This is a genomic window from Pseudoalteromonas ostreae (assembly GCF_018069805.1).
Taxonomy (GTDB): Bacteria; Pseudomonadota; Gammaproteobacteria; order Enterobacterales; family Alteromonadaceae; genus Pseudoalteromonas; species Pseudoalteromonas ostreae.
The window spans coordinates 24,730-48,410 of sequence record NZ_JAGPYN010000010.1 but is presented as its reverse complement, the minus strand read 5'-3'; the positions used below and the strand labels follow the sequence as shown (position 1 = coordinate 48,410).

Annotated in this window: 23 protein-coding genes and 1 pseudogene; 10 read left to right on the top strand and 14 right to left on the bottom strand. The window is 40.0% G+C overall.

All coding sequences use genetic code 11. The features are described 5' to 3' along the window. Window positions 1-36: 36 nt before the first annotated feature. Window positions 37-1,050, top strand: coding sequence for a GlxA family transcriptional regulator (locus J7338_RS09685; RefSeq protein WP_210796876.1), 1,014 nt, complete (start codon window positions 37-39; stop codon window positions 1,048-1,050). Window positions 1,051-1,163: 113 nt separating this feature from the next. On the opposite strand, the gene J7338_RS09680 is transcribed toward J7338_RS09685, so the two are convergent. From J7338_RS09680 to J7338_RS09655, 6 genes are all read right to left on the bottom strand, one after another. After that, window positions 1,164-1,655, bottom strand: coding sequence for an MgtC/SapB family protein (locus J7338_RS09680; protein ID WP_169020483.1), 492 nt, complete (start codon window positions 1,653-1,655; stop codon window positions 1,164-1,166). A gap of 14 nt (window positions 1,656-1,669) precedes the next feature. After that, window positions 1,670-2,776 carry a GNAT family N-acetyltransferase/peptidase C39 family protein gene (locus tag J7338_RS09675; RefSeq protein ID WP_210796875.1) on the bottom strand — a complete coding sequence of 369 codons (1,107 nt, stop codon included), beginning with the start codon at window positions 2,774-2,776 and terminating at the stop codon, window positions 1,670-1,672. Further along, entirely contained in the window at window positions 2,776-4,170 is a 1,395-nt protein-coding gene (locus J7338_RS09670) for a RimK family protein (protein WP_210796874.1), read from the bottom strand. Before J7338_RS09670 ends, J7338_RS09675 begins: the two co-directional genes overlap by 1 nt. 257 nt (window positions 4,171-4,427) lie before the next feature. Further along, on the bottom strand, window positions 4,428-4,904 hold the full coding sequence (locus J7338_RS09665) for a GreA/GreB family elongation factor (RefSeq protein WP_210796873.1): 477 nt from the start codon (window positions 4,902-4,904) through the stop codon (window positions 4,428-4,430). Between the two features lie 154 nt (window positions 4,905-5,058). Then, complete coding sequence (locus J7338_RS09660) at window positions 5,059-5,727, bottom strand: DUF2987 domain-containing protein (protein ID WP_210796872.1); 669 nt, start codon at window positions 5,725-5,727, stop codon at window positions 5,059-5,061. Further along, complete coding sequence (locus tag J7338_RS09655; RefSeq protein ID WP_210796871.1) at window positions 5,720-6,526, bottom strand: glucosaminidase domain-containing protein; 807 nt, start codon at window positions 6,524-6,526, stop codon at window positions 5,720-5,722. The genes J7338_RS09660 and J7338_RS09655 overlap by 8 nt, the downstream gene beginning before the upstream one ends. Before the next feature lie 176 nt (window positions 6,527-6,702). Here J7338_RS09655 and J7338_RS09650 point away from each other — a divergent pair, with 176 nt between their 5' ends. The 6 genes from J7338_RS09650 to purB all read left to right on the top strand — a co-directional run bounded on the left by J7338_RS09650 (window position 6,703) and on the right by purB (window position 13,963). Then, window positions 6,703-7,989: an anti-phage deoxyguanosine triphosphatase gene (locus tag J7338_RS09650; protein ID WP_210796870.1), complete on the top strand. Its 1,287-nt coding sequence runs from the start codon at window positions 6,703-6,705 to the stop codon at window positions 7,987-7,989. Window positions 7,990-8,008: 19 nt separating this feature from the next. Beyond that, window positions 8,009-8,320 (top strand): Mpo1-like protein, encoded by a 312-nt coding sequence (locus J7338_RS09645; RefSeq protein ID WP_210796869.1) that lies wholly within the window; start codon window positions 8,009-8,011, stop codon window positions 8,318-8,320. 113 nt (window positions 8,321-8,433) lie between these two features. Further along, on the top strand, window positions 8,434-10,281 hold the full coding sequence (locus J7338_RS09640; protein WP_210796868.1) for an ABC transporter ATP-binding protein: 1,848 nt from the start codon (window positions 8,434-8,436) through the stop codon (window positions 10,279-10,281). Between the two features lie 576 nt (window positions 10,282-10,857). Further along, a complete protein-coding gene (gene mnmA / locus J7338_RS09635; protein ID WP_210796867.1) occupies window positions 10,858-11,958 on the top strand; it encodes a tRNA 2-thiouridine(34) synthase MnmA in 1,101 nt (366 codons plus the stop codon). After that, window positions 11,958-12,560, top strand: a complete 603-nt coding sequence (gene hflD, locus J7338_RS09630; protein WP_210796866.1) for a high frequency lysogenization protein HflD — start codon at window positions 11,958-11,960, stop codon at window positions 12,558-12,560. Before mnmA ends, hflD begins: the two co-directional genes overlap by 1 nt. 32 nt (window positions 12,561-12,592) lie before the next feature. Next, window positions 12,593-13,963: an adenylosuccinate lyase gene (gene purB / locus J7338_RS09625; protein WP_210796865.1), complete on the top strand. Its 1,371-nt coding sequence runs from the start codon at window positions 12,593-12,595 to the stop codon at window positions 13,961-13,963. A gap of 55 nt (window positions 13,964-14,018) precedes the next feature. On the opposite strand, the gene J7338_RS09620 is transcribed toward purB, so the two are convergent. Genes J7338_RS09620 through J7338_RS09610 form a run of 3 tightly spaced genes read right to left on the bottom strand, consistent with a single transcriptional unit; the run spans window position 14,019 to window position 16,929 of the window. Further along, window positions 14,019-15,230 (bottom strand): NAD(P)/FAD-dependent oxidoreductase, encoded by a 1,212-nt coding sequence (locus J7338_RS09620; protein ID WP_210796864.1) that lies wholly within the window; start codon window positions 15,228-15,230, stop codon window positions 14,019-14,021. Then, window positions 15,227-16,618 carry an FAD/NAD(P)-dependent oxidoreductase gene (locus J7338_RS09615; RefSeq protein ID WP_210796863.1) on the bottom strand — a complete coding sequence of 464 codons (1,392 nt, stop codon included), beginning with the start codon at window positions 16,616-16,618 and terminating at the stop codon, window positions 15,227-15,229. The genes J7338_RS09620 and J7338_RS09615 overlap by 4 nt, the downstream gene beginning before the upstream one ends. Beyond that, on the bottom strand, window positions 16,615-16,929 hold the full coding sequence (locus J7338_RS09610; protein ID WP_210796862.1) for a 2Fe-2S iron-sulfur cluster-binding protein: 315 nt from the start codon (window positions 16,927-16,929) through the stop codon (window positions 16,615-16,617). Before J7338_RS09610 ends, J7338_RS09615 begins: the two co-directional genes overlap by 4 nt. A 347-nt stretch (window positions 16,930-17,276) precedes the next feature. On the opposite strand from J7338_RS09610, the gene J7338_RS09605 reads away from it, so the two are divergent. Together J7338_RS09605 and J7338_RS09600 are read left to right on the top strand one after the other, a co-directional pair. Further along, the gene (locus tag J7338_RS09605; RefSeq protein ID WP_210796861.1) at window positions 17,277-18,422 is read left to right on the top strand and encodes a ribosomal protein uL16 3-hydroxylase; all 1,146 of its coding nucleotides are present in this window, start codon (window positions 17,277-17,279) and stop codon (window positions 18,420-18,422) included. Between the two features lie 12 nt (window positions 18,423-18,434). After that, entirely contained in the window at window positions 18,435-18,893 is a 459-nt protein-coding gene (locus J7338_RS09600; RefSeq protein WP_210796860.1) for a GNAT family N-acetyltransferase, read from the top strand. Window positions 18,894-18,979: 86 nt separating this feature from the next. Here J7338_RS09600 and J7338_RS09595 read toward each other — a convergent pair whose 3' ends face one another. The 5 genes and pseudogenes from J7338_RS09595 to J7338_RS09575 form a co-directional block, all read right to left on the bottom strand. Then, entirely contained in the window at window positions 18,980-19,444 is a 465-nt protein-coding gene (locus tag J7338_RS09595) for a DUF4826 family protein (protein ID WP_215909053.1), read from the bottom strand. A 140-nt stretch (window positions 19,445-19,584) separates the two neighbouring features. After that, window positions 19,585-20,363 (bottom strand): annotated as a pseudogene (locus J7338_RS09590) (SDR family oxidoreductase). Between the two features lie 19 nt (window positions 20,364-20,382). Continuing rightward, window positions 20,383-20,886 carry an Mpo1 family 2-hydroxy fatty acid dioxygenase gene (locus tag J7338_RS09585; protein WP_210796859.1) on the bottom strand — a complete coding sequence of 168 codons (504 nt, stop codon included), beginning with the start codon at window positions 20,884-20,886 and terminating at the stop codon, window positions 20,383-20,385. Window positions 20,887-20,974: 88 nt separating this feature from the next. Continuing rightward, the gene (locus J7338_RS09580; protein ID WP_210796858.1) at window positions 20,975-21,394 is read right to left on the bottom strand and encodes a hypothetical protein; all 420 of its coding nucleotides are present in this window, start codon (window positions 21,392-21,394) and stop codon (window positions 20,975-20,977) included. Between the two features lie 80 nt (window positions 21,395-21,474). Then, a complete protein-coding gene (locus J7338_RS09575; RefSeq protein WP_210796857.1) occupies window positions 21,475-22,152 on the bottom strand; it encodes a Crp/Fnr family transcriptional regulator in 678 nt (225 codons plus the stop codon). A gap of 51 nt (window positions 22,153-22,203) precedes the next feature. Between J7338_RS09575 and J7338_RS09570 the strand changes: the two genes are divergently transcribed. Beyond that, the gene (locus J7338_RS09570; protein WP_210796856.1) at window positions 22,204-23,514 is read left to right on the top strand and encodes an amidohydrolase; all 1,311 of its coding nucleotides are present in this window, start codon (window positions 22,204-22,206) and stop codon (window positions 23,512-23,514) included. Window positions 23,515-23,681 lie beyond the last annotated feature (167 nt).

Here is a 23,681-nt window from a genome sequence, read left to right as displayed (position 1 = left end):
CCTATGAGGCCAAATCAAACTGGTCGGAGCAATTAAATGGACAACAACTTGGTACTTAGCCCTTTGCAAATAAGTATTTTGGTATACCAGCACTTATTGATCACCAGTGTCACCTTGCCAATTGAAATGCTCAGAGCCGGTGAGGCGTACGCCAAAGGGCATCTAAACAGCGGAACTTTTCGGCCATTAACGATTAATTTAATCGCTGAGGACGGCGAAGCTATCAAAAATCGCAGCGGCTTAGCAATATTACCGGATCACACTTACGGCACAGCACCTTACAGTGACTTGATTATTGTGCCCGGTATTTGGCGTAATCCTCGCCCTGTTGTCAGAGCAAACTCTGGGTTAGTTCAGTGGCTTGCCAGCAGCTGGCAAACGGGTAGCTCAATCATTGGCGTGGGTACTGGCAATTGCTTAGTCGCTGAAGCTAAGTTATTAAATGGTCACCCCGCTACCACCCATTGGCATTATGCAGAGCAATTTAAGCGCAACTACCCACAAGTGCTGCTCAAGCCTGATTTTTTTATCACCCAATCTGAGCGCTTATACAGTGTGGCAAGTCTAAATGCCTTAGCAGATGTGATCGTGCATATTATTAGCCAATACTACGGACAGGCCGCCGCTCAGCATGTTGAGCGCAACTTTTCTCACGAAATTAGGAAACCTTACGAAGATCAGCGCTACCTTGAAGGCGCCGTTGATCGGCATCCAGATGAACTGATTGCGCAAATTCAATTTTGGTTAAAAAACAACTTAACCACAGAGCAAAGTTTAACAGAGGTTGCTCAACTATTTAGTTTGAGTTACCGCTCTTTTACTCGCCGCTTTCGCATTGCGACCAACCAAAGCCCCATTGAGTATTGGCAGCAATTACGTGTACAAACAGCCAAGGAGCTACTTGCATCATCTAACTTATCAATTCAAGAGGTTGCTTTAGAGGTAGGTTACAATGATCAAGGCCATTTAACCCGCGTGTTTAAAAAAGTGCTCTCGCAAACCCCTAGTGAGTATCGAAAAGTGGTTAGAAGAAAGTTATTTGGGAGTTAATCGACGCGAATAGCTCACGAATGAGCTTGGTCATCATTTTATTCAATAACTGTTTGCGCAGATACAAGTCATGTGTTCTCTACTTTGTATCGGCGCAGGATTTGCAGCGTAGATTAACGCTTTTTGTAGTACAATTTAGAATAGCGTTTAACCTGAGCATGAACACCGCGCCCTAGGCTTTTAAACTTAGCTTCAAGGACATCAACACCATATAAAATACCCACCACTAAAATGGATAGTTTAATAGCTGCCAATAAATTATCGGTTGCAATCACTACACCAATAGATGCCAAAACCCAGATAGTTGCCGCCGATGTTACTCCAACCACAGCGCCATCTTTAGCGAGCATCACTCCAGCACCTAAAAAGCCGATGCCAGTAATAATTTGACCAACCACGCGCGAGTGGTCAATCACATCACCATGGAGCATAAACGCCGTAGCTAAAAACAAATAAGTACCTAATATAATCAGTACTGAGGTTCTTATTCCTACTGGTTTGCCCCGTAACTGGCGTTCCATACCAATCAAAGCGCCACAAAATGCAGCACTGCCTATTGCCGACCACGAATAGGGGGCGATATCTACTAATTCAAAAAAAGTCACTCAAGATCCTAAAATTACTGCATGTGTATAGCCAGTGCCGTACTCAAACGAGAACTACCGAAACTGGCCATTTTTAAAAAGTCACTCTTAGCGATGGGGACATGTTGACAATCAATCGCCAGCTGTTTATCGCTTTCACAAAAAGGGTCATGGACATATAGACAATGCTCATCTAAATGCGTTACACACACCCAATGCGGTGACTTTTTACCATCAAAGCGATACGTACTGATCAATAGCACCACGGCCATTTTTGCTGCTAACCAGCGTTCTATGTGCTCAAGGGTTAAGTCTTGATACTTCACATCTAGTTTGTGATTAATTGCCTCAACCACAAATTGATTATGAACCGTGTGTAAAATTGCTTTCTTCTTATCACTTCTTACGCCATCAACAAACAATGTATCACGTGTGTTAATAATCACATCGGCTATAAAACCGCGTTTATTGGCAGCTAAAGCAAGTCCTAATGGATGACAACCGCCATGACCAGAGGTCATAAAAATAGTGGTTGCTTCACGCCAAATATCAAGCTCATTCACTTGTGAAATAATCGCTTTTTTTATTGATGACATTGCCATTAATAATGCCGCTGGCCCACAAGTAAATTCGGTTGTTTGCTGATACCAAGGCGTTACACGCGAAAACTCAAGCTCACTGGTTTTGCGAATGTTTTTTTGCATCCGCAAGGCATCACTATGATCATCATAATAGTCACTGTATTGCCCAAATACTCGGTATCCAAGCTTTTCATAAAGTGCGATTGCAGCTTTATTATTTACCGCCACTTCAAGACGCATAAATAACCGCCCGCGTTCAGCCGTTGCTCTTTCTAGTGCTTTCAAAAGCTGCTGAGCAACGCCTTTGCCTTGTGCATTTGGTGCAACTGCTAGCGAATATAAACGTGCTAAACGAGTGCCTTTATGACACCACACTAAGCCATAGCCGAGTATCTGTTGATCTAACTCTGCAACCATTAAAATACCATGCTTGGCTGCAATCCAGCGCTTTAAGCTACGCGCACTTAATCTATCTTGATTAAAACTTTGCTGCTCTATCTCAAGTAACGCTTTTAAATCGCTATCTGTGGCAGCGCGAACTGCCACACTCTGCTCGGTCATTAACTTCGGCCTCGTGCTTCGAGGCGTTGTTTAAATTCTTCCATAATGATCATATAGAGCTCATCACCTAAGTAACCATCTTCTACTTTATGGTCAATACTTGGGTTATCGTTTACTTCAAGCACATATGCACGACCTTGGTGTTCTTTAACATCCACACCATAGAGCCCTTTGCCCACAGTTTTACATGCTTTTAATGCTGCATCTAAAACTGCTTTTGGCAACTCAAAAGTAGGCAGTGTTTCAAAACCCCCAGAGAAAAACCGTTTTGCATCATGGTTATAAATTTGCCAATGATTACGAGCCATTAAATAACGGCATGCATAGATAGCACGACCATTTAAAACTCCTACTCGCCAATCGTATTCTGTGTACATATATTCTTGGGCTAAAACTAAAGCGCTAAATTCAAATAACTCAGTCAATTTTGCTGCCAGCTCATTACGATCAGTTACTTTGTAGACACCTTTTGAAAACGACCCTTCCGGCATTTTAAGCACTAATGGATAAGTAAATGCCTCTTCAAGCTGACTGATGGTTTCATCACTTTGATCAGCTACCACTACGGTTTTTAAGCTCGGTACTTTTTGATAATTAAACGCATCATGCAAATACACTTTATTACAACAGCGTAGAATAGACTCTGCATCATCAATCACCACTAATCCTAGGCTCTGCGCCTTACTTGCCAAACGATAAGTTGGGTGGTCAATTGCAGTTGTTTGACGAATAAATAGCGCATCAAATTGAGCGATATTATCTATTTCATCAACGCTTAGCGCTTGAGCATAGATACCATGTTTAGCTGCCGCTTTGATAAAACGGGCTATTGCATCTTTATCGCTTGGTGGCACTTTTTCATTGTGATCAACTAAAATAGCCATATCCCAGCGGTAACGTTTTTGCGTACTGCTTATACGCCACTGTGTTTGCGTAAACTCAGTTAATTTAGCAACAAAGTCTTGATGCTGCTGAGCATTAAGCGACGCCAATGAACCTTGCTGTAATAGTCCAGCTTCATCTACAAATAAAATAGGCGCTGGGTATTGTTTAAATACCATTTTTGCCGCTTTGTTTTGTAATTCATTTACTGCGTGCCCAAAGTATAATGCATCATCAAGATGACCAACATTAAGCATCAAAGTTTGGCCACTACGTAGCGCATTAATCGTTTTTACACTAGGTAATACCTGATGTTTACGTGCCTCAGCAAGTAATGAGCAATAATAGCCTTTACTCAAGTATTGGCTTGAGTCGCATAGATTAATAATGCGCGTTTTAGGCTCATTATGCTTTGGGTAATCTCGTAAGTAAGTATTGAAGGTAATTACGTTTTCGAATGAATGAGCAAGTGCATGCTCGTTGTTATCAACCACAATCAAGGTTTTAAACACGACTTTTCCTAAAATAAGTCAAAATACAAATATAAGAGTGAATGTAAATAGAAACACCCATACTGCTAAGTCATTGTTGTGCTACTGGTGTACTTAACAGGATGGGTGCTTTAGATTCAGCTACTGCTTAATCTACAGGTGATTTATAAAGGGTTTTTCGCTACCTTACCAACGAGTAATTTTTAGCGTTAAGATAAGTAAATTTAATCAACCATAGTAAGGTCTAATAAAGCTGATTAAAGCGCCTTTCAACACCACTAACTTATTGAAACAATTTCTAATAACAAGGATTTATTCGCGATTGTAAAACTAAACTCATCACCTTGTTGCTTGTTCATCAGTAATTTACCTAATGGCGACAGTGGGGTGAGAACATACACTGTAGTGTCTTTTATTTTAATGCTTAAACCACCTGATAGTGGTCCTAAAAAATACCATTTTAGATTTTCGTCTTCATCACAGATGCAGACCAGTGAACCAATGGCAACTTTACTTGATACAGCGATTTTAAATGCCTTTTCAAACTCGATAATACTCAAATGGCAATCATTCACTCGCTGTGCTTGCCCTTGTGCTAAATAGGCAGCTTCTAGGCCTAATGTATCGTATTTATTTTCAGCAATATTTTCTTCATGAGTGGCGGTATCATGGGCTGTCTTTGCAGCAGCCTGCGCGGTAGTAAGTTGCGCTTCTAAAGCAAAACGCAGGCATTCAATCACATGGGGTTTATTCATATCTAAGGAATTACTTTAAATCTATAATGACTGTATTTTAACGTGCTTTGGGCTGCGTGTAACTCAATTGCCTAAAAACAAGGTTATTCACAGGCATTGATTAATAACATAAATCAAGCGCTGCTGTTAACAACGCTTGCTGAACTGTTTTTTACTACTTAGCTATCCATGGCGTTACTTTTAGTAATGGCACCGACACAGCAAATGCGCTTTTATCGTCTTCCCACTGCTCAGTAACTCTGACATGACAAATTGCCCCTTGGCAATCAAAAGCAGGATCGGCAATTGTGACTGGCTCTGCAAAAGTCAGCACTACACCTTGTTGTTCAGGCAATAAAAAGCTCATCAATTTGCTAACAAAAAATCCCGACAGATCCGACAATAATTCATCAAACTCATTATTAAGCTGATACAACTGGTGTTTATTCAAATTACTATTATTAAACTCACGCGCTTCAATTTGCAGTTTTAACTGGCAATCATGGTTTTCGTTTTGAGGCTCGATAACCACCACAGCTTTATTTGTATCAAGTTGTTTATCAAAAGGAAGTAAAAGCTGAGCGTGCTCCGTGTAATTAAGTGGAAACTCCTCTCGCTCAGTAATAATGTGCCCAGTTTTAATTAAACATTCATCATTACTAGCAATGTCGGTGATGTAAAAGTTAACCTGAGCAAATTGAAAGTCACCTTTATTAACGACTTTTAAACGGTCATAAAAGCCATCATAGGAGACCACAAACTCTTTTGCTTGGACAGTAAATGTTGCTATTAGTACAACGGCAGCTGCCATAATATGACTGATATTACGTACTGGGTTATTCATCAAAGTAGGCTCTATTTTGGTTGATCATTTGATTTAATTCTTCGATATACGCCTCACCACGCTCAGAGTATGAGGTTAATCCGTAGCTTAGTTTAGTCGCTGAAATTGGCTTTTCTTGTAAACGTAAATCGGCGCGGATACTACGTAAGTGTTTATAGGCGGCATGAGTATTAATATTCTTAAAATAAGAAGTCACGGCTGCGCGCACAGATTTAAATGCCGCCACCTCATGATCTGCACCGCTATTACGACGATTAGGCACCATACCGCAACCTTTGCTGTAACACCACTGACCAAAAAAGTTTAAACCTATTCGAGCAAACCGAGACGTCCCCCATGCTGATTCGTTGGCCGCTTGCATCAGCGCCAATTCTTTAGGAATAATATCAACTCGGCGTAATGCCTGACGCAAAGACAAACTATCTATCGTTTCTGGTAATTTATAGCGATTTAAAATCGTTTTAACTTGCTTGGTTTGCGTGCGACTTAATGGCTCATCGTATTGCAGCATCATCACTGCAATCTCCAACGTTGCCCGCTGCTGCAGAATTTTTTTATTTTCAGCCTCAACATGTGGTCGAATAAAGTTAAAAAAAGCATGTTTTTTTTCTTTTACATCACTAAAACCATCAAAATCAGGAAGTTTAATATTATGTAAGGGCTTTTCTTTCTTTTTGACTGGTGGCTTGATTGAGGTTGTTTCGTCCTCAATAGTTGGATCCGACTTTTCAATAAATGGATAACTCAATGCCCAAATGAAAAATAGGCTAACAATAAAACGAAAAAGATACTTAAGCATGTATTCTCTCAAAAAAACTAACATTTATGCATGGTAGATCCACACGCATCTGACCATTCATTATACCTAAGCCCTTCAATAAAGGCGAATATACCCATTTGAAGGATTTATAATCTTAAAAAATCAGCTACAATTAAACGCATAGAAACGCTAAAAAAGTTACCGGATACTCATTAATGGAATTAGACTGGCAAAGCCGCATAATAAATCAAAACAAGTTTCGCCCTAATGACAACCGCTCAGCGTGGCAAGTAGACCGCTCCCGGATAATCCATGCAGCTGCATTTAGACGTTTGCAAGCTAAAACTCAGATAATGGGAATTGGCCTAAATGATTTTCATCGTACACGCTTAACTCATTCTTTAGAGGTATCGCAAATTGGCAGTGGGTTACTTCGCCATTTAGAAAAACAACACCCTGATTTCACACATTTTCCCGACCCTAGTTTACTTGAAACACTTTGTTTGGCCCATGATATAGGCCACCCACCTTATGGGCATGGCGGTGAAATTGCTCTTAACTACATGATGCGTGAACATGGTGGTTTTGAAGGCAATGCACAAACACTGCGCATTGTTTCAAGACTCGAACCATACAGTGATGGCCATGGTATGAACTTAACGCGCCGCACTTTGCTTGGCTTTATAAAATACCCAGCTTTTATTGATGACTTATGGCACACCATCCCACATCATGATCCGCAACGTGCATTTATAAAAGCTGACGACTGGCGCCCAGCAAAAGGCTTATACAAAGATGATAAAGCGACCTTTGACTGGATTGTTGCGCCTTTATCTGACGCTGATAAACAACGCTTAGGCGATTTTAAGGCCGTCGATGAGTTTAGATCTAAAACCAGTTTTAAATCCCTTGATGCAGCCATTATGGAACTTGCCGACGATATTGCTTATGCCGTGCATGACCTTGAAGACGCAATTGCAACAGAGCAAATCACCCTAAAAGAGTGGCAAAATCATGCATTACCCGCACTTGAGCTTGTGCAATGTGAGTGGCTTGGCGACAGTAACTTAACCGAGCGGCTATTTTTAGGTAGTGAAGCACAGCGTAAAGATGTGATTGGTGAGTTAGTAAACTTATTTATTACTCAATCATCCATCGTCCACACTGAACTTAAGTTTGAAAATCCAATTTTAAATTATACCGTTGAACTACCGCATAGTTATCAGCATTTACTTGAGACTTTAAAGTCATTTATTTATCAACGACTCATTCGTGCTTCACATATGCAGCAAATTGAGTTTAAAGGACAAAAATTAATTATTGAATTATTTGAAGCGTTTGCCTGCGAACCATTACGGCTCTTACCTGAAACCACAGCAAATGTGTTTCGCCAAGCACAACAAAATGGTAATACTCACAGGGTAATTTGTGATTATTTAAGTGGCATGACTGACGAGTATGCGTTTAAAACACACCAACGCCTTTTTTCAAGTAATAGCTAGCATTAACAAGATATGTGATATGAAAAGTACACCTGAATTTACTAGCTTTAAAAAGTTTTACCCATACTACTTACAAGAACATAAAAATATTACCTGCAAACGGTTACATTTTTTTGGTAGCTCTTTGGTGCTTATTATCGTTTTGTATGTGCTGTATAGCCAACAATTTATGCTGTTGTGGTTGCTACCCATTATTGGTTATGGTTTTGCCTGGGTTGGTCATTTCTTCTTTGAGAAAAACCGCCCTGCTACCTTTAAATACCCCTTTTATAGTTTATGGGGAGATTGGGTAATGTTTAAAGATATGCTGATTGGCAAAATAAAATGGTAGTCCCTGTTGTTTTGTAATAACCGACAAACAACCAAAAAGATCATTCTGCACACCTGTTTTTGTCGCTTTTCAGTGATATAGTTAACGCCATTTTTGCTATTCAAGATATTAAAATGTATCGATTATTTGAACGGATGACTAAGCCGTTTCCGGAGCAACAACCGACTCAGCCTCCGACAACGCTATTTGCGTTTTGCCGCCATTACACTAAGGGCATGGAAGCCTCGCTTTTCTTTATGTCGCTCAGCGCAGCATTGCTCGCAATTTTAGAAGTATCACTGTTTAGCTATATGGGCCAACTTGTTGATTGGCTTAGTGCTTATACACCCGAAACATTATTTGTTGAGCAAAAATCTGAACTCATAAAAATGGCGGTAGTGCTGCTTGTTATATTGCCGACCGTAGTGTTTTTTCATTCAGCTATTTTGCACCAAGCACTACTGGGTAATTACCCAATGTCAATCCGCTGGTTAGCTCACCGCTACTTGCTGCGCCAAAGCGTTAGCTTTTATCAAAACGAATTTGCTGGGCGTATCGCCACTAAAGTAATGCAAACATCGCTGGCAGTGCGTGAAACCGTAATGAAACTACTTGATGTACTAATGTATATAGTGGTTTATTTTGGAGCCATGGTGTTTTTAGCCGCTGAAGCAGATTGGCGATTAATGTTACCGCTATTAGTGTGGCTTACGCTGTATGCTCTCATACAAATGTATTTTGTACCAAAACTTAAACGTATTGCCAGCTCGCAAGCGGATGCTCGCTCCGAAATGACCGGTAGAATCGTTGACAGTTATACTAATATTTCAACAATTAAACTATTTTCCTATACCCAACGCGAAGAGCAATACGCAAAAGACAGCATGGATGTATTCTTACAGCCTGTATATAAACAAATGCGCCTAGTGACTAGTCTAAACTTTTGCATTAATAGCCTTAACTATTTATTGGTGTTTAGCGTTGCTGCGCTATCACTTTATTTATGGTCATTAAGCGCAATCAGTGCAGGAGCAATTGCCGTAGCTGTAAGTTTATCACTGCGTTTAAATGGCATGGCACAATGGATCATGTGGGAAATTAGCAGCCTATTTGAAAATATTGGTACAGTAAGCGATGGTATGAAAACCCTTTCAACGCCTATTGATGTTGATGACGAGCAAAACGCAAGTACACTTGCTGTGAGTCAAGGACAAATTACATTCGATAAGGTGTTTTTTAACTATGGTAAAGCCGCCAACGAAACCAACCGAGGCCCTGTTATTAATGGCTTAGATTTAAATATAAAACCAGGCGAAAAAATTGGTTTAGTGGGGCGCTCTGGTGCTGGTAAATCAACACTTGTAAACCTATTACTGCGTTTTTATGATGTCGACAGTGGCGCTATAAAAATTGATGGTCAAGATATTTCAAAAGTAAGCCAACAAAGCCTTAGACAATACATTGCGATGGTCACCCAAGATACATCACTGCTGCACCGCTCAGTAAAAGAAAACATACTTTACGGCCGCCCTGATGCAACTGATGAACAAATGCTAAATGCCACCAAGCAAGCAAAAGCCATGGAGTTTATTGCAGACTTAGAGGACAGTAAAGGTAATAAAGGCTTTGATGCACAAGTGGGTGAACGCGGCGTTAAACTCTCAGGGGGCCAACGTCAACGTATCGCAATTGCACGAGTTTTACTAAAGAACGCTCCCATTTTGATTTTAGACGAAGCAACCAGTGCGCTTGATTCAGAAGTTGAAGCGGCAATCCAAGCGAGTCTTGATGATTTAATGACTGGTAAAACCGTCATTGCCATCGCACATCGACTATCCACTATTGCACAAATGGATCGGCTCATCGTACTTGATGAGGGCGGCATTGTAGAGCAAGGTAGCCATGAGGAACTGCTAGCACAAAATGGTATTTATGCCGCGTTGTGGACACACCAAACCGGTGGGTTTATTGGTGTAGAATAATTTTTACCTAGCCATAACGCCTTAGTTAAGTTTCAAAATCCAAGCGCTTTTTTTGAAACTTAACCAGCCAAATGTCCTTACAAAAAATTTTATCGTTTTTAATCCAACTTAAAAACCACCTCTTCCCTGCCAATTTGGCTACGAAACTGTTCCCTACAAAACTCATATTTTGGGTGGCTTGGCTGTCTATATACCCAAACCACCTCAAGATGCGAGCGTCGTTGGAATTAAAAGCGATTTAGTCAAGGCATTGATTGCAAGGAATAGTGGTTCTATTGTTAAAATCAATAACACAGTATAAATCGCTTTTAAACCAACCCGTTGGGCGTTTCACAGGCACTTACTCTCAGCGTTGTTACTTCTTAAAAGGGACTGCCATTGTTGCAAAGTAACGCCTTGATATTAAGCCCCTGTGAAACGCTGAATTCTGCATCTTGAGGTGGTTTGGGTATACTGCTATAATCGCGGCCTTTCATAGCCTGCGTAATTTGTCAGAGTGTCTCCTTTTAGCTCTGTAATACGACGCGTATGCGCTAGTAGTTTAAATGACAGCAACCTGTATAAGCGAAATTATCCATGAGCGAAAATAGTCACATTAAAGTCATCGTTGGCATGTCCGGCGGTGTTGATTCTTCTGTATCAGCTTATTTATTAAAACAACAAGGCTATCAAGTTGAAGGCCTGTTTATGAAAAACTGGGAAGAAGATGATAATGATGAATATTGCGCTGCTGCCGACGATTTAAAAGACGCGCAAGCAGTCTGTGACAAGCTGGGGATTGAACTACACACAGTTAATTTTGCCGCAGAATATTGGGATAACGTATTTGAGTACTTTCTTGCTGAATATAAAGCAGGCCGTACGCCAAATCCTGACATTATGTGTAATAAAGAAATCAAATTCAAAGCTTTTTTAGAATTTGCAGCAACGGCGCTTGGCGCTGACTTTATAGCCACAGGCCATTATGTACGCCGTGAATTACGCGATGATAAATACGCTATGTGTCGTGGTCTTGATGATAACAAAGATCAAAGCTACTTTTTATACACATTAAGTCATGAACATATTGCACAAACGCTGTTCCCAGTTGGTGATATTGCCAAACCTGAAGTGCGTCGCATTGCTGAAGAGCAAGACTTAATTACCCACGATAAAAAAGACAGTACCGGTATTTGCTTTATCGGTGAGCGTAAGTTTAAAGACTTCCTACAAAAATTCTTACCTGCACAACCGGGTGTTATTGAAGACACAGACGGTAACAACGTTGGTGAGCACGAAGGCTTGATGTATCACACTCTCGGTCAACGTAAAGGTTTGCTAATTGGTGGCATGAAAGAAGGCTCTGGCGAACCATGGTATGTGGTAGATAAAGACTTAGAACGCAACGTATTGATTGTTGGTCAAGGTAAAGACCATCCACGCCTTTACAGCAATGGACTAAATGCCAACCAATTACACTGGGTTGATCGTATTGGACCAAAAGGCACCACCCGCTGCACGGTAAAAACTCGCTATCGTCAAGAAGACCTTAACTGTACGCTGCTCGTTGGTGATGACGGTTTTGCCCGAGTATTATTTGATGAACCACAAAAAGCAGTAACCCCAGGACAATCTGCGGTGTTTTATGCCAACGAAATATGTTTAGGTGGCGGTATTATTGATTCGGTGATCAAATAATGAATGAACACCAAGTCATGGCATTAGCAGCCATGTGCCAAGTTGCTAAACAAGTTCAAAAAATAGCGCAGTACGGCAGTAGCAACGATTACGAATTAGAAAAACTATTAACCAGTATTGTACAAACCTCCCCTGATTCACCCAGTGATGTGTATCAAGGCAGTGAGAATCTAAGAGATGGTTATAAAATCTTACTTGATCAACTCAGTGCAGGTGCAAAGAAAGATGTTGAAATCGTCAAATACGTTGGCGGTTTAATGCAACTTGAGCGTGCACTGAGCGCAAAAGCAAGTAGCTTAGCAGAGCTTGGTAAAAGCATTGATGATATCAAGCGACGTCTTGATCACTTTGCTATTACTGATGACACTGTTATTACGGCACTTGCCGATATTTATTCAAAGGTGCTTAGCCCCCTAGGGCACCGAATTCAGGTTTATGGCAAGCCTGACTTACTAAAACAGCAATTAGTACAACACAAGATACGTGCATTATTATTAGCAGGTATTCGCAGTGCAGTATTATGGCGACAAATGGGCGGTAAACGCCGTCACTTTTTCTTTGCGAAACGAAGAATTATCGCCATTGCTAAAAACCATATTTAATTATCGTTCAAAACTAAAATTTAGGAGTTATTATGGAGCTTTCAGCGTTAACAGCTATCTCTCCGGTGGATGGTCGCTACGGCAGCAAAACCACTGAACTACGTAGTATTTTCAGCGAATTTGGCTTGATAAAATACCGTGTAACAGTCGAAGTTCGTTGGTTACAAGCCCTTGCAGCAGCTGATGCGATCAAAGAAGTACCGGCATTTAGCGACGAAGCCAATGCTTTACTTAACGCGATTGTTGATAACTTCAGCGAAGCCGATGCGCAACGTGTAAAAGATATCGAGCGTACTACAAACCACGATGTTAAAGCCGTTGAATACTTATTAAAAGAAAAAGTAGCTGATAACGCCGAGTTACATGCGATTAATGAATTTATTCACTTTGCATGTACATCAGAAGACATCAATAACTTGTCTCACGGTTTAATGCTCACTGAAGCACGTAACGAAGTATTACTTCCTTACTGTGATCAACTACTTAATGCAATTAAAGAAAAAGCCATTGAGTACAAAGCAGTACCAATGATGACACGTACTCACGGTCAACCTGCAACACCTTCAACTATGGGCAAAGAATTTGCCAACGTATATATGCGCTTAAAGCGTCAACGTGACCAAATTGCACACGTTGAAATGCTAGGTAAAATCAACGGTGCAGTAGGTAACTACAATGCTCACCTCAGTGCCTACCCTGATTACAATTGGCACAATCATGCTGAGCAATTTGTAACTAGCCTTGGGTTAACATTCAATCCATTTACAACGCAAATTGAACCGCATGACTACATTGCCGAGTTATTTGATGCGATTGCTCGCTTTAACACAATCTTATTAGATTTTGACCGTGATGCATGGGGCTATATAGCGCTAAACCACTTTAAGCAAAAAACCATTGCGGGTGAAATTGGTTCATCAACGATGCCACATAAAGTTAACCCGATTGATTTTGAAAACTCAGAAGGTAACTTAGGCCTAGCAAATGCTATTTTCGCTCATCTTGCACAGAAACTACCTGTTTCTCGCTGGCAGCGCGACCTTACTGACTCAACAGTACTGCGTAACTTAGGTGTTGGTATGGGCTATGCGTTAATTGCATACCAGTCAACACTTAAAGGCGTGAGCAAGTTAGAAGTAAATGAGCAACGTTTGGCTGACGAGTTAGATCAAAATTGGGAATTGCTGGCAGAACCAATCCAGACCGTTATGCGTAAATACGGCATCGAAAAACCATACGAAAAGCTAAAAGAGTTAACTCGTGGTAAACGTGTAAATCAAGAGATCATGGCTGACTTCATTGATGGTTTAGATTTACCGGAAGAAGCAAAAGTAGAAATGAAAAAACTAACACCGGCTAACTATATTGGTCGTGCAGTCGAGTTTATTAACGATTTAACTTAATAACTGATCAGTAAAAAAAGCGAAAGATTTTCTTTCGCTTTTTTGTTTCTATTGTTTACCCTTCTAAAAAGCGTGCAACACTAAATGGAGTCAGATCTAAGCTAGTTGGCTGACCTGTCACTAATTCAGTTATTAATTGTCCAGTAATAGCCGAAGTTAAAATACCGGTTCTAAAATGTCCACATGCATTTAAATAGCCTTCAACTCCGGGCACTTCACCTAAAATAGGTAATTCATCTGGCGTACCAGGACGTAGTCCAGCCCAACAGCGTTTGATATTACTTTCTTTTAAGATAGGCAAGCATTTCATTGCTCCCTGTGAAAGCTCCGTTATCTTATCTAATGTATTCGTCGTATCAAAACCCTTCTCTTCGGTCGTTGATCCGATCAATATTTCACCATTATCTTTTTGTGCAATATAGCAATCACTGGTACTGATACACCCATTAAGAATTTTAGGCATACGTTCAGACAACACAATTTGTCCTTTAACAGGGTAAACAGGCATATTGTATCCAGTAGCTTGATGAAATAATTCATCAGCCCAAGCACCTGCTGCGTTGATCAAAGTATTACATTGAAAAGTGCCTGATGTTGTTTCAACTCCCATAACTCGACTTCCTTCTCGAATCACAGATGTTACTTCGGTATTGAGTACTAGTTCAACACCGTTTTGACGTGCGCTTTCCGTATATGCATCAACCAAGCGGTAAGGATTTACTTGATGATCACAAATAAAATCGATGGCACCAATAGCATCAGGTGTTATATAAGGCTCTTCTTTTTTGAGCTGTTCAGCATCTAACCATCGAATTTGATCTGCCAGATGGGGAATGCCGCTGGTGATCTGATCAGCATAAATTCTGTCATCTTCGTTATACATGATAAATTTCAAGCCAGTACGCTCAAATTTAAAATCAACACCATGGCGCTCTAACATCTCTTGATGCAGCGCGGGATACATATCATTTGATGTTAATGCAAACTCAAAAAAACAATCAGGCAGCTGATGAGGTCGCATTACAGGAATTTCTTTACCATTAGCTTCACTTTGCAACTTAGATAACGTTTTAAAGAATATAACGCCACATCCAAGTCCAACTGACTCACCAATTGCCCATAAGCCACCAGCAGATGCTCGTGAAGCATTGCCAGGTTTTTTAATATCAATCAGAGCAATTTTTAAATCTGTATCTCGGCTTAAAAAGTAAGCGCATGCTGCACCAATAACGCCGCCACCGGCAATTACAATATCAAATTTTTTCATACGTGTTCTTCCAACATAGCAAAAGGAATAGGATCAAGTGGAAAACGAGGTTTTATTACGCCAACATTTTCTGTACAGCCGGCTTGGTGTAGCCTATCTATGGCATAACTAGAACAAGTTTTACCTTGGCAATCTCCCATACCAATCCGAGTCCGCATCTTCAAACTTGTTATATCTTTTACTCCTTGAGCAATAGCAATATCAATTTGTCCACGTGTAGTTTGTTCACAACGACAAACAATAGTGTCAACCTCGGCTAAATCCATCAAGCCAACTTGCCTTGTTGAGAAACGATCAAATCCATATCGAAAACGTTTGATACGATCTAGCTTTTTAATTATTTTACTTGCTTGTTGAGTCGCTTGTTGAGCTGTTAACTTACCACGATTTTGTGCAATCCGGAGCGCAGCTATTTGACCTTCACAAATAGCCGCATCAGCACCAAGTAAGCCACTGCTATCCCCTGCAACATATACGTTATTAACGCTACTATGCTGCCACTTATCTAGCTCGGGAACATTACCACTAACATTACTGTAGCTATGCTCAACACCTAGTAACATAGCTAACTGGCTACGCGCTACAAATCCATAGCCAACGCCAACAGAATCAACATCAATAGTTTTAGACTTTTGTGTATCTGCTTGCCATTGTTCATTGTAAGGAGCAACAACAAGTTGGCTTAATTTCTGCTCCCCTTTTGCCTTAACCACACCCCACCCATAATGAAATGGTATATTGTGTTTTTTCAAATAACCCATCATACTCAAACCTGATAGCGTCAGCTTTGGTTTGTTTAGTAAGGCAACGGCCTCGCGTGCAAGTTTACTAAACTGGCTGGCCTCATAAACACCAACCACCTCAACACCTGATTTATGTAACTGACAAGCAACAAGTGGTAATAAAGGCCCAGTACCAACGAGTGCCATACGGTTACCAGGTTTCACTAAACCACTTTTAATTTGTAATTGAACGCCTCCCATCAACATCACGCCTGGCAACTGCCAACCAGCAAAAGGGACACTTCTTTCATGGCAACCTGTAGCTAATATTAGCTCTTGGTAATCTATAGTATTAAGTACTTCATCGTTATTTAACAATAACTTACTTTTTCCTTCAGGCCCTAAAACCCGTGTATTTAATTTTAATTTAATATTAGCACGCTGATTTTCATAACGTGTTTGTAAAGCAGCCATTGATCTTTTTAAATTATCATCTAAATGAGGTAAAGTGGCCGTATTACGTAATGGACCACGATAAATCACCCCTCCTATTTTTGAGGCTTCCTCGATAATCTCACTTTCAATACCAAACTTTCCTAATTGAGCAGCCGCAGCCGTACCAGCAGGACCGCCGCCAACAATAATAACAGGGTATAAATCACTCATTTTATCCCCTCCTCTAAAAAGCGATTCGTTAATGTTTCGACTACCATATTAGGTTGTACGACGGTCTGACATGCTCTTTTCTTAAAGCGCTGGTTAACCTTGACATGACAACAATGACATACTCCCATACCACAATAAGCACCTGATACAACTTGGTGATCATTGCTCATGAGCCCTGTCTGTTCTGTTGCTAATAGGACTGATAAAATAGTTTCACCGTCACTCACTTCAACCATTTTTTGATTAACCTTTATCTCAAAAGAAGGTTTTGTAATTGGTGTAATGTCCCTTGTCCGTTTTAAGCATTCCATAATTTTCCTTGATATAATTAATGTGTGAATTAATGTTATTTGGGGTGTGCAGGGTAAATATAAATAAAGTGAGTGACAAATATAAATAATAAATACTTATATTTTATGACAGTTTATTGATCTAGATCATGATATCAAAACTATAAAGCACATTTTATAAGCATTATCATGTTGTTAAGTAACTTTCATAAGTAGACATTGACCCAAATCTATTCTAGTTTTAAACTGCGTAGCTTTTTGTTTTATTTGATATCTTAGTGTCAATATAACGTAACTTGGTTAGATTAATCCTATCGTCAAATCTAGCCTTTCTTATTTTAAACGTACCACCCTTTTCGGTAAAAAGTATGTATCAATTAGTAATTAACAATTTATCTGAGCAAGAGTTTCTGAATGATTTTTGGCAAAAAAAACCACTATTAATCACACAAGGTTTTGCAGACTTTGTCGATCCACTCGATGCAAATGAGCTTGCGGGTCTTGCCATGGAAGAGAATATTGAGTCGCGTATAATTACCAATCACAATAATGATTGGCATGCTTACCATGGTCCATTTGAAAGTTTTGAATTACTTAAAGAGCAGCATTCTACCCTACTGGTACAAGCTGTAGATCATTGGCACCCAGCGGCTGCACAATTGCTTGAACCATTTCGGTTTATTCCTAATTGGCGTATTGATGATTTAATGATCAGCTTTTCAACGCCTCAAGGAGGAGTCGGTCCACATTTAGATCAATACGACGTATTTATTATTCAAGGTGAAGGCAAGCGTCACTGGCGTGTCGGTATGCCAGATAATAACCTAAAACAATTTGCACAAAATAAAAGTTTATTACAAGTTGAGCAATTTCCAGCTGTGATTGACTGCATCCTTGAACCTGGCGATATTTTATACATCCCACCGGGCTGCCCGCATGAAGGTTACGCTGTTGAAAACGCATTAAACTACTCAATTGGTTTCCGTGCACCAAACCAACGTGATTTATTGTCAAATTTTGCTGATCATATTATTGATAAAGAAGCGGGAAATAACCGTTATCAAGATCCTCACATCATGCTTCGAGACTCTAAAGGCGAGATCCAACCAACGGAAGCCGATAGCGTTAAGCAATTAATGCAAGCTATGTTAAATAACGAGGCATTATTTAAAACGTGGTTAGGTACTACCCTGAGTCAACCTAAACATGAGATGGATTTAATACCACCAGAAGACTTATTTGATAATGAACAAATAGCTGAGCTATTGAATGATAATGATGTGGTTTTTGAACGCCTCGGTGGCACCCGTGCGTTATATCAAGTTTACGAAAATGAAATACTTTTAAGCGTCAATGGTGAGAATTATAACCTTCCTATTAGTGATCTAAACGCGGTTAAATTACTCACGGATCACACCTCGGTGACAGCGGAGCAACTTAATAGTTCAAAAAATAGTTTAGTTTTCGTACAAACATTTACTACACTTTTAAATGAGGGGATTTGGTTTTGCTAGGAGTGTGTTTTTATGGGCTATCATATCAACAAAGTAGAATGGGAGTTGGGTAAAGAATTACTCCAACATGTCAGAGAACGGGTATTTGTATGTGAACTGCATATACCCAAACATGTCGAGTTTGATAACCTTGATCAGTATGCTCATCATATTCTTGTAACTGACGATAGCCAAGTGGCAATCGCCACTGGTCGGTTATGTAGCGACGGCCTTATTGGACGTATTGCAGTGTTGCCAGAGCATCGCAATCGCTCTGTATATAGCTCACTACTTACATATATTGTTGAGCTTGCACAGCAACAAGGCTGTGATTGCGTCAGTATTAATTGCATTTTAAATGAAGTAGAACGATTTAAACGCAATGGCTTTGAACAACAAGGCCATGTGTTTATGGAAGCGGGTATTCCAAGGCTACGGATGCAATGCCCAATAAATAGATTTGATACAAAACCATTTACTCTGGTACATTAAATTAAAACTAAAAAGCGAGCTTATTACTCTGACAAGTCAGATAATAAGCTCGCTTTTATAACTAATTTATTTACCCTGAGTCCAAGTTATTTAGCTTCGTTAAGCCACAACTCTTCTTTTTCATACATTTCGTAAAGACCATGAGCGCGATTAATTAGCAGATTAGCGAAATCAACTTGAGTTTTATCTCGCGCACCACCACTATACATAATTTGATCAGCTTTTAGCTGCCATTGTAGAGAAAAATATCGCAGTGCATCACGGGCAGTTGCCGCAACCGATGCTAACGCATGATCAGTTGGTAAGCGACCGGTGATCACCCAATAACTTTTACTATCTTGGCCTTTAAACTTCCATAGGGCACATAATGGTGCAATAAAGCGGCTTTCTTTTTCTAGTAAAGTTTTTGGCATTACGCCCTTTTCTGCTAAATGCTTTTGTGCATTTTGAAAACACTCACGTTGCCATGCAATACTTTGCTGCTTTGCTTGCTCTTGTTCATCTGATGTTAGCGGTTTAGCTTGTTTTGATTCCACTTGTTCTTGTTCCATTACAATAGTTACTCTTTCACAACATTTTTTACACTTTAAGGGCATATAACTTATGGTGCAAGTAATAAAAGACGAAACGTCCTCGTTGTCCGTGTGTTTGTTTGCAATTCAACCAATAGCGTAAAAAGAGCTACCTTATTTTACCGATAGCTGGTTCTTGCTGTTAAACGGTTAAATAAGCTCGGAAAAAAACGCTTTATAGTGGGTGCCAAGCCACTTAGTCCCTCACCTATCACAACTTCATCTTTTCCTTTTGCGATAGCACTTATCATCTGCCTAACAGCAAGCTTGACATCCATGCCATTTTCAATGGAGTGCTCCGCTTTATTTTGTGCAATACCATGTTCATTAAGTGAATTATGAGCAATAGCCGTTTTTATCGAGCCTGGGCAGATAGTCAAACAATGAATGTTTTTATCGGCCACTTCAGCTCGTAAACAATCCATAAAACCTACTACAGCGTATTTAGAGCCTGAGTAACCGGTCCTAAATTTAGAGCCAACTTTGCCTGCGATACTACTGAGCCACCACCATTTTTAACCATACTCGGTAATACTGCTTTAGTTAACGCAATCAAACCAAAGTAGTTCACTTCCATAAGTTGGCGGTATACAGTAAAGTCATTTTCTAAAAATAAACTACGCTGTGATACACCGCCATTATTAATTAAAATATCCACTTTACCAATGTCATTGATGTGTTCTGTTACGTATTCAAGCACTTGTTCTGGTTCAGATAAATCCAATGGAATAATTTTGTGTTGAGTGCCATTTAATTCACTACTCAGCAGCTCTAGCTTAGCGATATTACGCGCAGATAAAATAACGCGAGCGCCCAACTGTGCAAATTGAATTGCTAACTCTTTGCCAATACCTGAAGATGCACCAGTGATCCATACTGTTTTATTATTAAAATTCATTATTTACCTTTTCAGCTGTTTAAGGTTTAGTTGGACCTGCAATTTCAGTCACTTCATGTTCAAGTGTTTTATAGAAACCCAACATAAAAAGTAGCTCGGCAAGAACAAATAAAGGTCCAATCACTAGACCTACTATATCGTCAATAAATGCTGGTTTTTTGCCTTCATAATAATGACCGATAAACTGTAATACCCAACCAAACACAAAAAGCCCCGCACTGATCTGCAACCAATGACTAAAAATGAGTTGCGCGATTGGGGCAGCGGCAATCGAAAACAATACTAACAATATGGCCATAATTAATCCCAATGACACACTGAGCATTAAGTAATAAACCACAGATACGAATACCACAATCTGCGCAGCATTTATAACAAACTCTCCAAGTGGAATATGAATACGTGCAAGTAAACAAATAACTGCAAATACAATCAAAGGTATGCCAAAAAAGTGCGTTAAAACATTTCGTTTTGAGCGATGATATAAACCATAATTACCTAGTTGTTGCTGTAGGGTTTTCATCACCTATCCTCGCTTTATTATGTAATAAAACTACTTTAGCAAATAACTATAAAGTAACAATGTCTGCTATCCGACATTTAAATAAACACTATACGAATGCACTTATAATTTTACCTTTGTCGTGATCAGGTGATTTAGGTTGTAGCTCTCGGCCTTTTTGATACTCTTGTTCAAGCATCTTTTGTAAATCTTCCATTTGCTCAGCCAGCGTGCTTGTATCACCGTCGTGATCTTGTATTTTTTTAGCCAGCTCTTCTATCGCCGCCTTAAGTTCAGCTATCTTTTCTTTATCGACACCTAATCGTTGATAAATAAGCGCTTCATTTGCCTGTTCAAGAAAACTTTTTTCATAGTTTGGGTTTTTAAGAGATGTTGTTGTATCAACTTGGCTAGTATTTGCCATATCCGGCAATTCAGTTGCCGCTTTAGGAGGTATAACTGTTTGTGTTTGATCAGGCGCACGATATGGCTGCGTTCGGTACTGGTTATGAAAAGTAAGTAAGCTCATTGCCTCAATTCCATTGAAAAGATGGGTCACCCCCATGCTAAGCAATTATGAAGCCAGTTAGGTGCAAACGGATAAGGAATTTACTGCGTTAATGCCGTAAGCTTTGCGTTATCAATAATTTCGATGCGTTGATAATGTAAAGATACGATATTTTTTTCGCTCAGCACTTGGAGGATTTGATTAATCGTTTGCCGAGTTAAGTAAGTCATATCTGCAAGTTGCTGCTGCGATATCATTACAACCGCGCTATTATTACTCGCCAGTGAAGCTACGCTTAGCATTAGCAGCCGTTTACAGACTTTTTGCTGTGCGGTTAATAGCGCATGATCTTCTAGTGATGTAAACAATAAACGCATTTTGTGCGATAACAGTACACCAAAGTCATGCCAATACACGGGTTTAAGGGCCAGTAATTGCAACAGTGTGCGATGCGGTACATGCAGTAATCGGCTAGGTATTTGTGCATGTACATCATGAGTGCGCAGGCCACCATCAAATAATGCCACTTCGCCAAACCAAATAGCAGAGTCAATGAAACTCAAAACCGCCTCTTTGCCATCGCTATTTGCGCCACTGACTCGCATTAGCCCATTAAGTACAGCGTATAAACCAGAATTTTCATCACCACGTAAAAATAACGCTTCACCAGCGTCGAGTTCAATTACTTTTGCATGTTGCAATAACGACTGCTGAAATTCGTCAGCGCGGCTACTAAACCAGTTTCCTTGGTTAATTATCGCACGGTCCTGTTCTTTCATATCGGTTTACTCTACAGTAGTTTTAATACTCAAATAACAAAAGGGATTGCTATGTTAAACAAAATTATTTACAGCAGTATATTGCTAAGCACGTTATCTTCAACAAGTTTTGCCGCTGTTCCGGATCAGCAGCTCAACAATAATCTTAAAAAAGCCAACCACAGTGTCAGTGAAAAAGTGATCACGTGGCGACGTCATCTGCACCAGTACCCTGAGCTGAGTAATCGCGAATTTGAAACCGCTAAATACATTACTAAACATTTAAAAGCACTGGGTCTCGAAGTTCAAACTGGGGTAGCTCATACTGGTGTGGTGGCTAAACTCAAAGGCGGTAAAAAAGGCCCTTTAGTGGCGCTGCGTGCCGATATGGATGCCCTCCCTGTTACTGAGCAAGTTGATCTACCGTTTGCTTCAACTCAGACTTCAACCTATCGTGGCAATGAAGTGGGCGTTATGCACGCCTGCGGCCACGATAACCATGTCGCTATTCTAATGGCTGTGGCTGAGTCTTTGACTAAAATTCAAGATGACTTAGCGGGTGATGTATTATTTGTCTTTCAACCTGCTGAAGAAGGTGCGCCAGAAGGTGAAGAAGGTGGTGCTGAACTCATGCTCAAAGAAGGCTTATTTAAAGAAAAACCTGACGCCGTGTTTGGTTTACATGTAACCAGTTCATTAAACACCGGCCAAATTGGCTTTCGTGAAGGCCCGCTGATGGCCAGTGAAGATTCATTTACAATCAATGTACAAGGGCGCCAAACTCATGGTTCACGACCTTGGAATGGTGTTGACCCGATTGTCGCGTCCTCACAAATAATTATGGCTACACAAACAATTTTGTCTCGCCAAGTTGATGTTACTAAATCGCCATCGGTTATTTCATTTGGTGCTATTAATGGCGGAATACGTTCCAATATCATTCCGGATAGTGTCGAGTTAATTGGCACTATTCGCACCTTTGATCAAGCAATGCGCGCTGATATCAAAAAACGATTAGTGACAACCGCCGAAATGGTCGCTGAATCCGGTGGTGCTAAAGCTGATGTACATATCGACCACGGCTACCCGGTCACCGTAAACGATGTAAAACTCACGCAAAAAATGACGCCAACGCTGACTAAAGTTGCTGGGGCTGAGAATATCATTACCACTGATTTAATCACCGGCGCTGAAGATTTCAGCTATTACGCGTTAGAAACTCCTGGACTGTTTTTCTTTTTAGGTGTTACTCCGCAAGGTCAAGATGCAAAAACGGCAGCAAGTAATCATTCACCACGATTTTATGCTGACGAACAAGCACTGCAATTAGGCGTGAATGCTATGACGCAGTTAGTTGTGGATTACTTTGCAATAAAAAAGTAACCAGCATATCAACGTAAATGCAAAATCATTTTGTAAAAATAAGTTTTTGTAATAAATTCCCTATTTATAAAAAACTTACTCAATAATAGCTGCTTTGTATTTTTGTAGTCAAAGCACAATCAAAAAACCAATACCAATTACGTATTTTATAAATTTTGTTTGAGTAT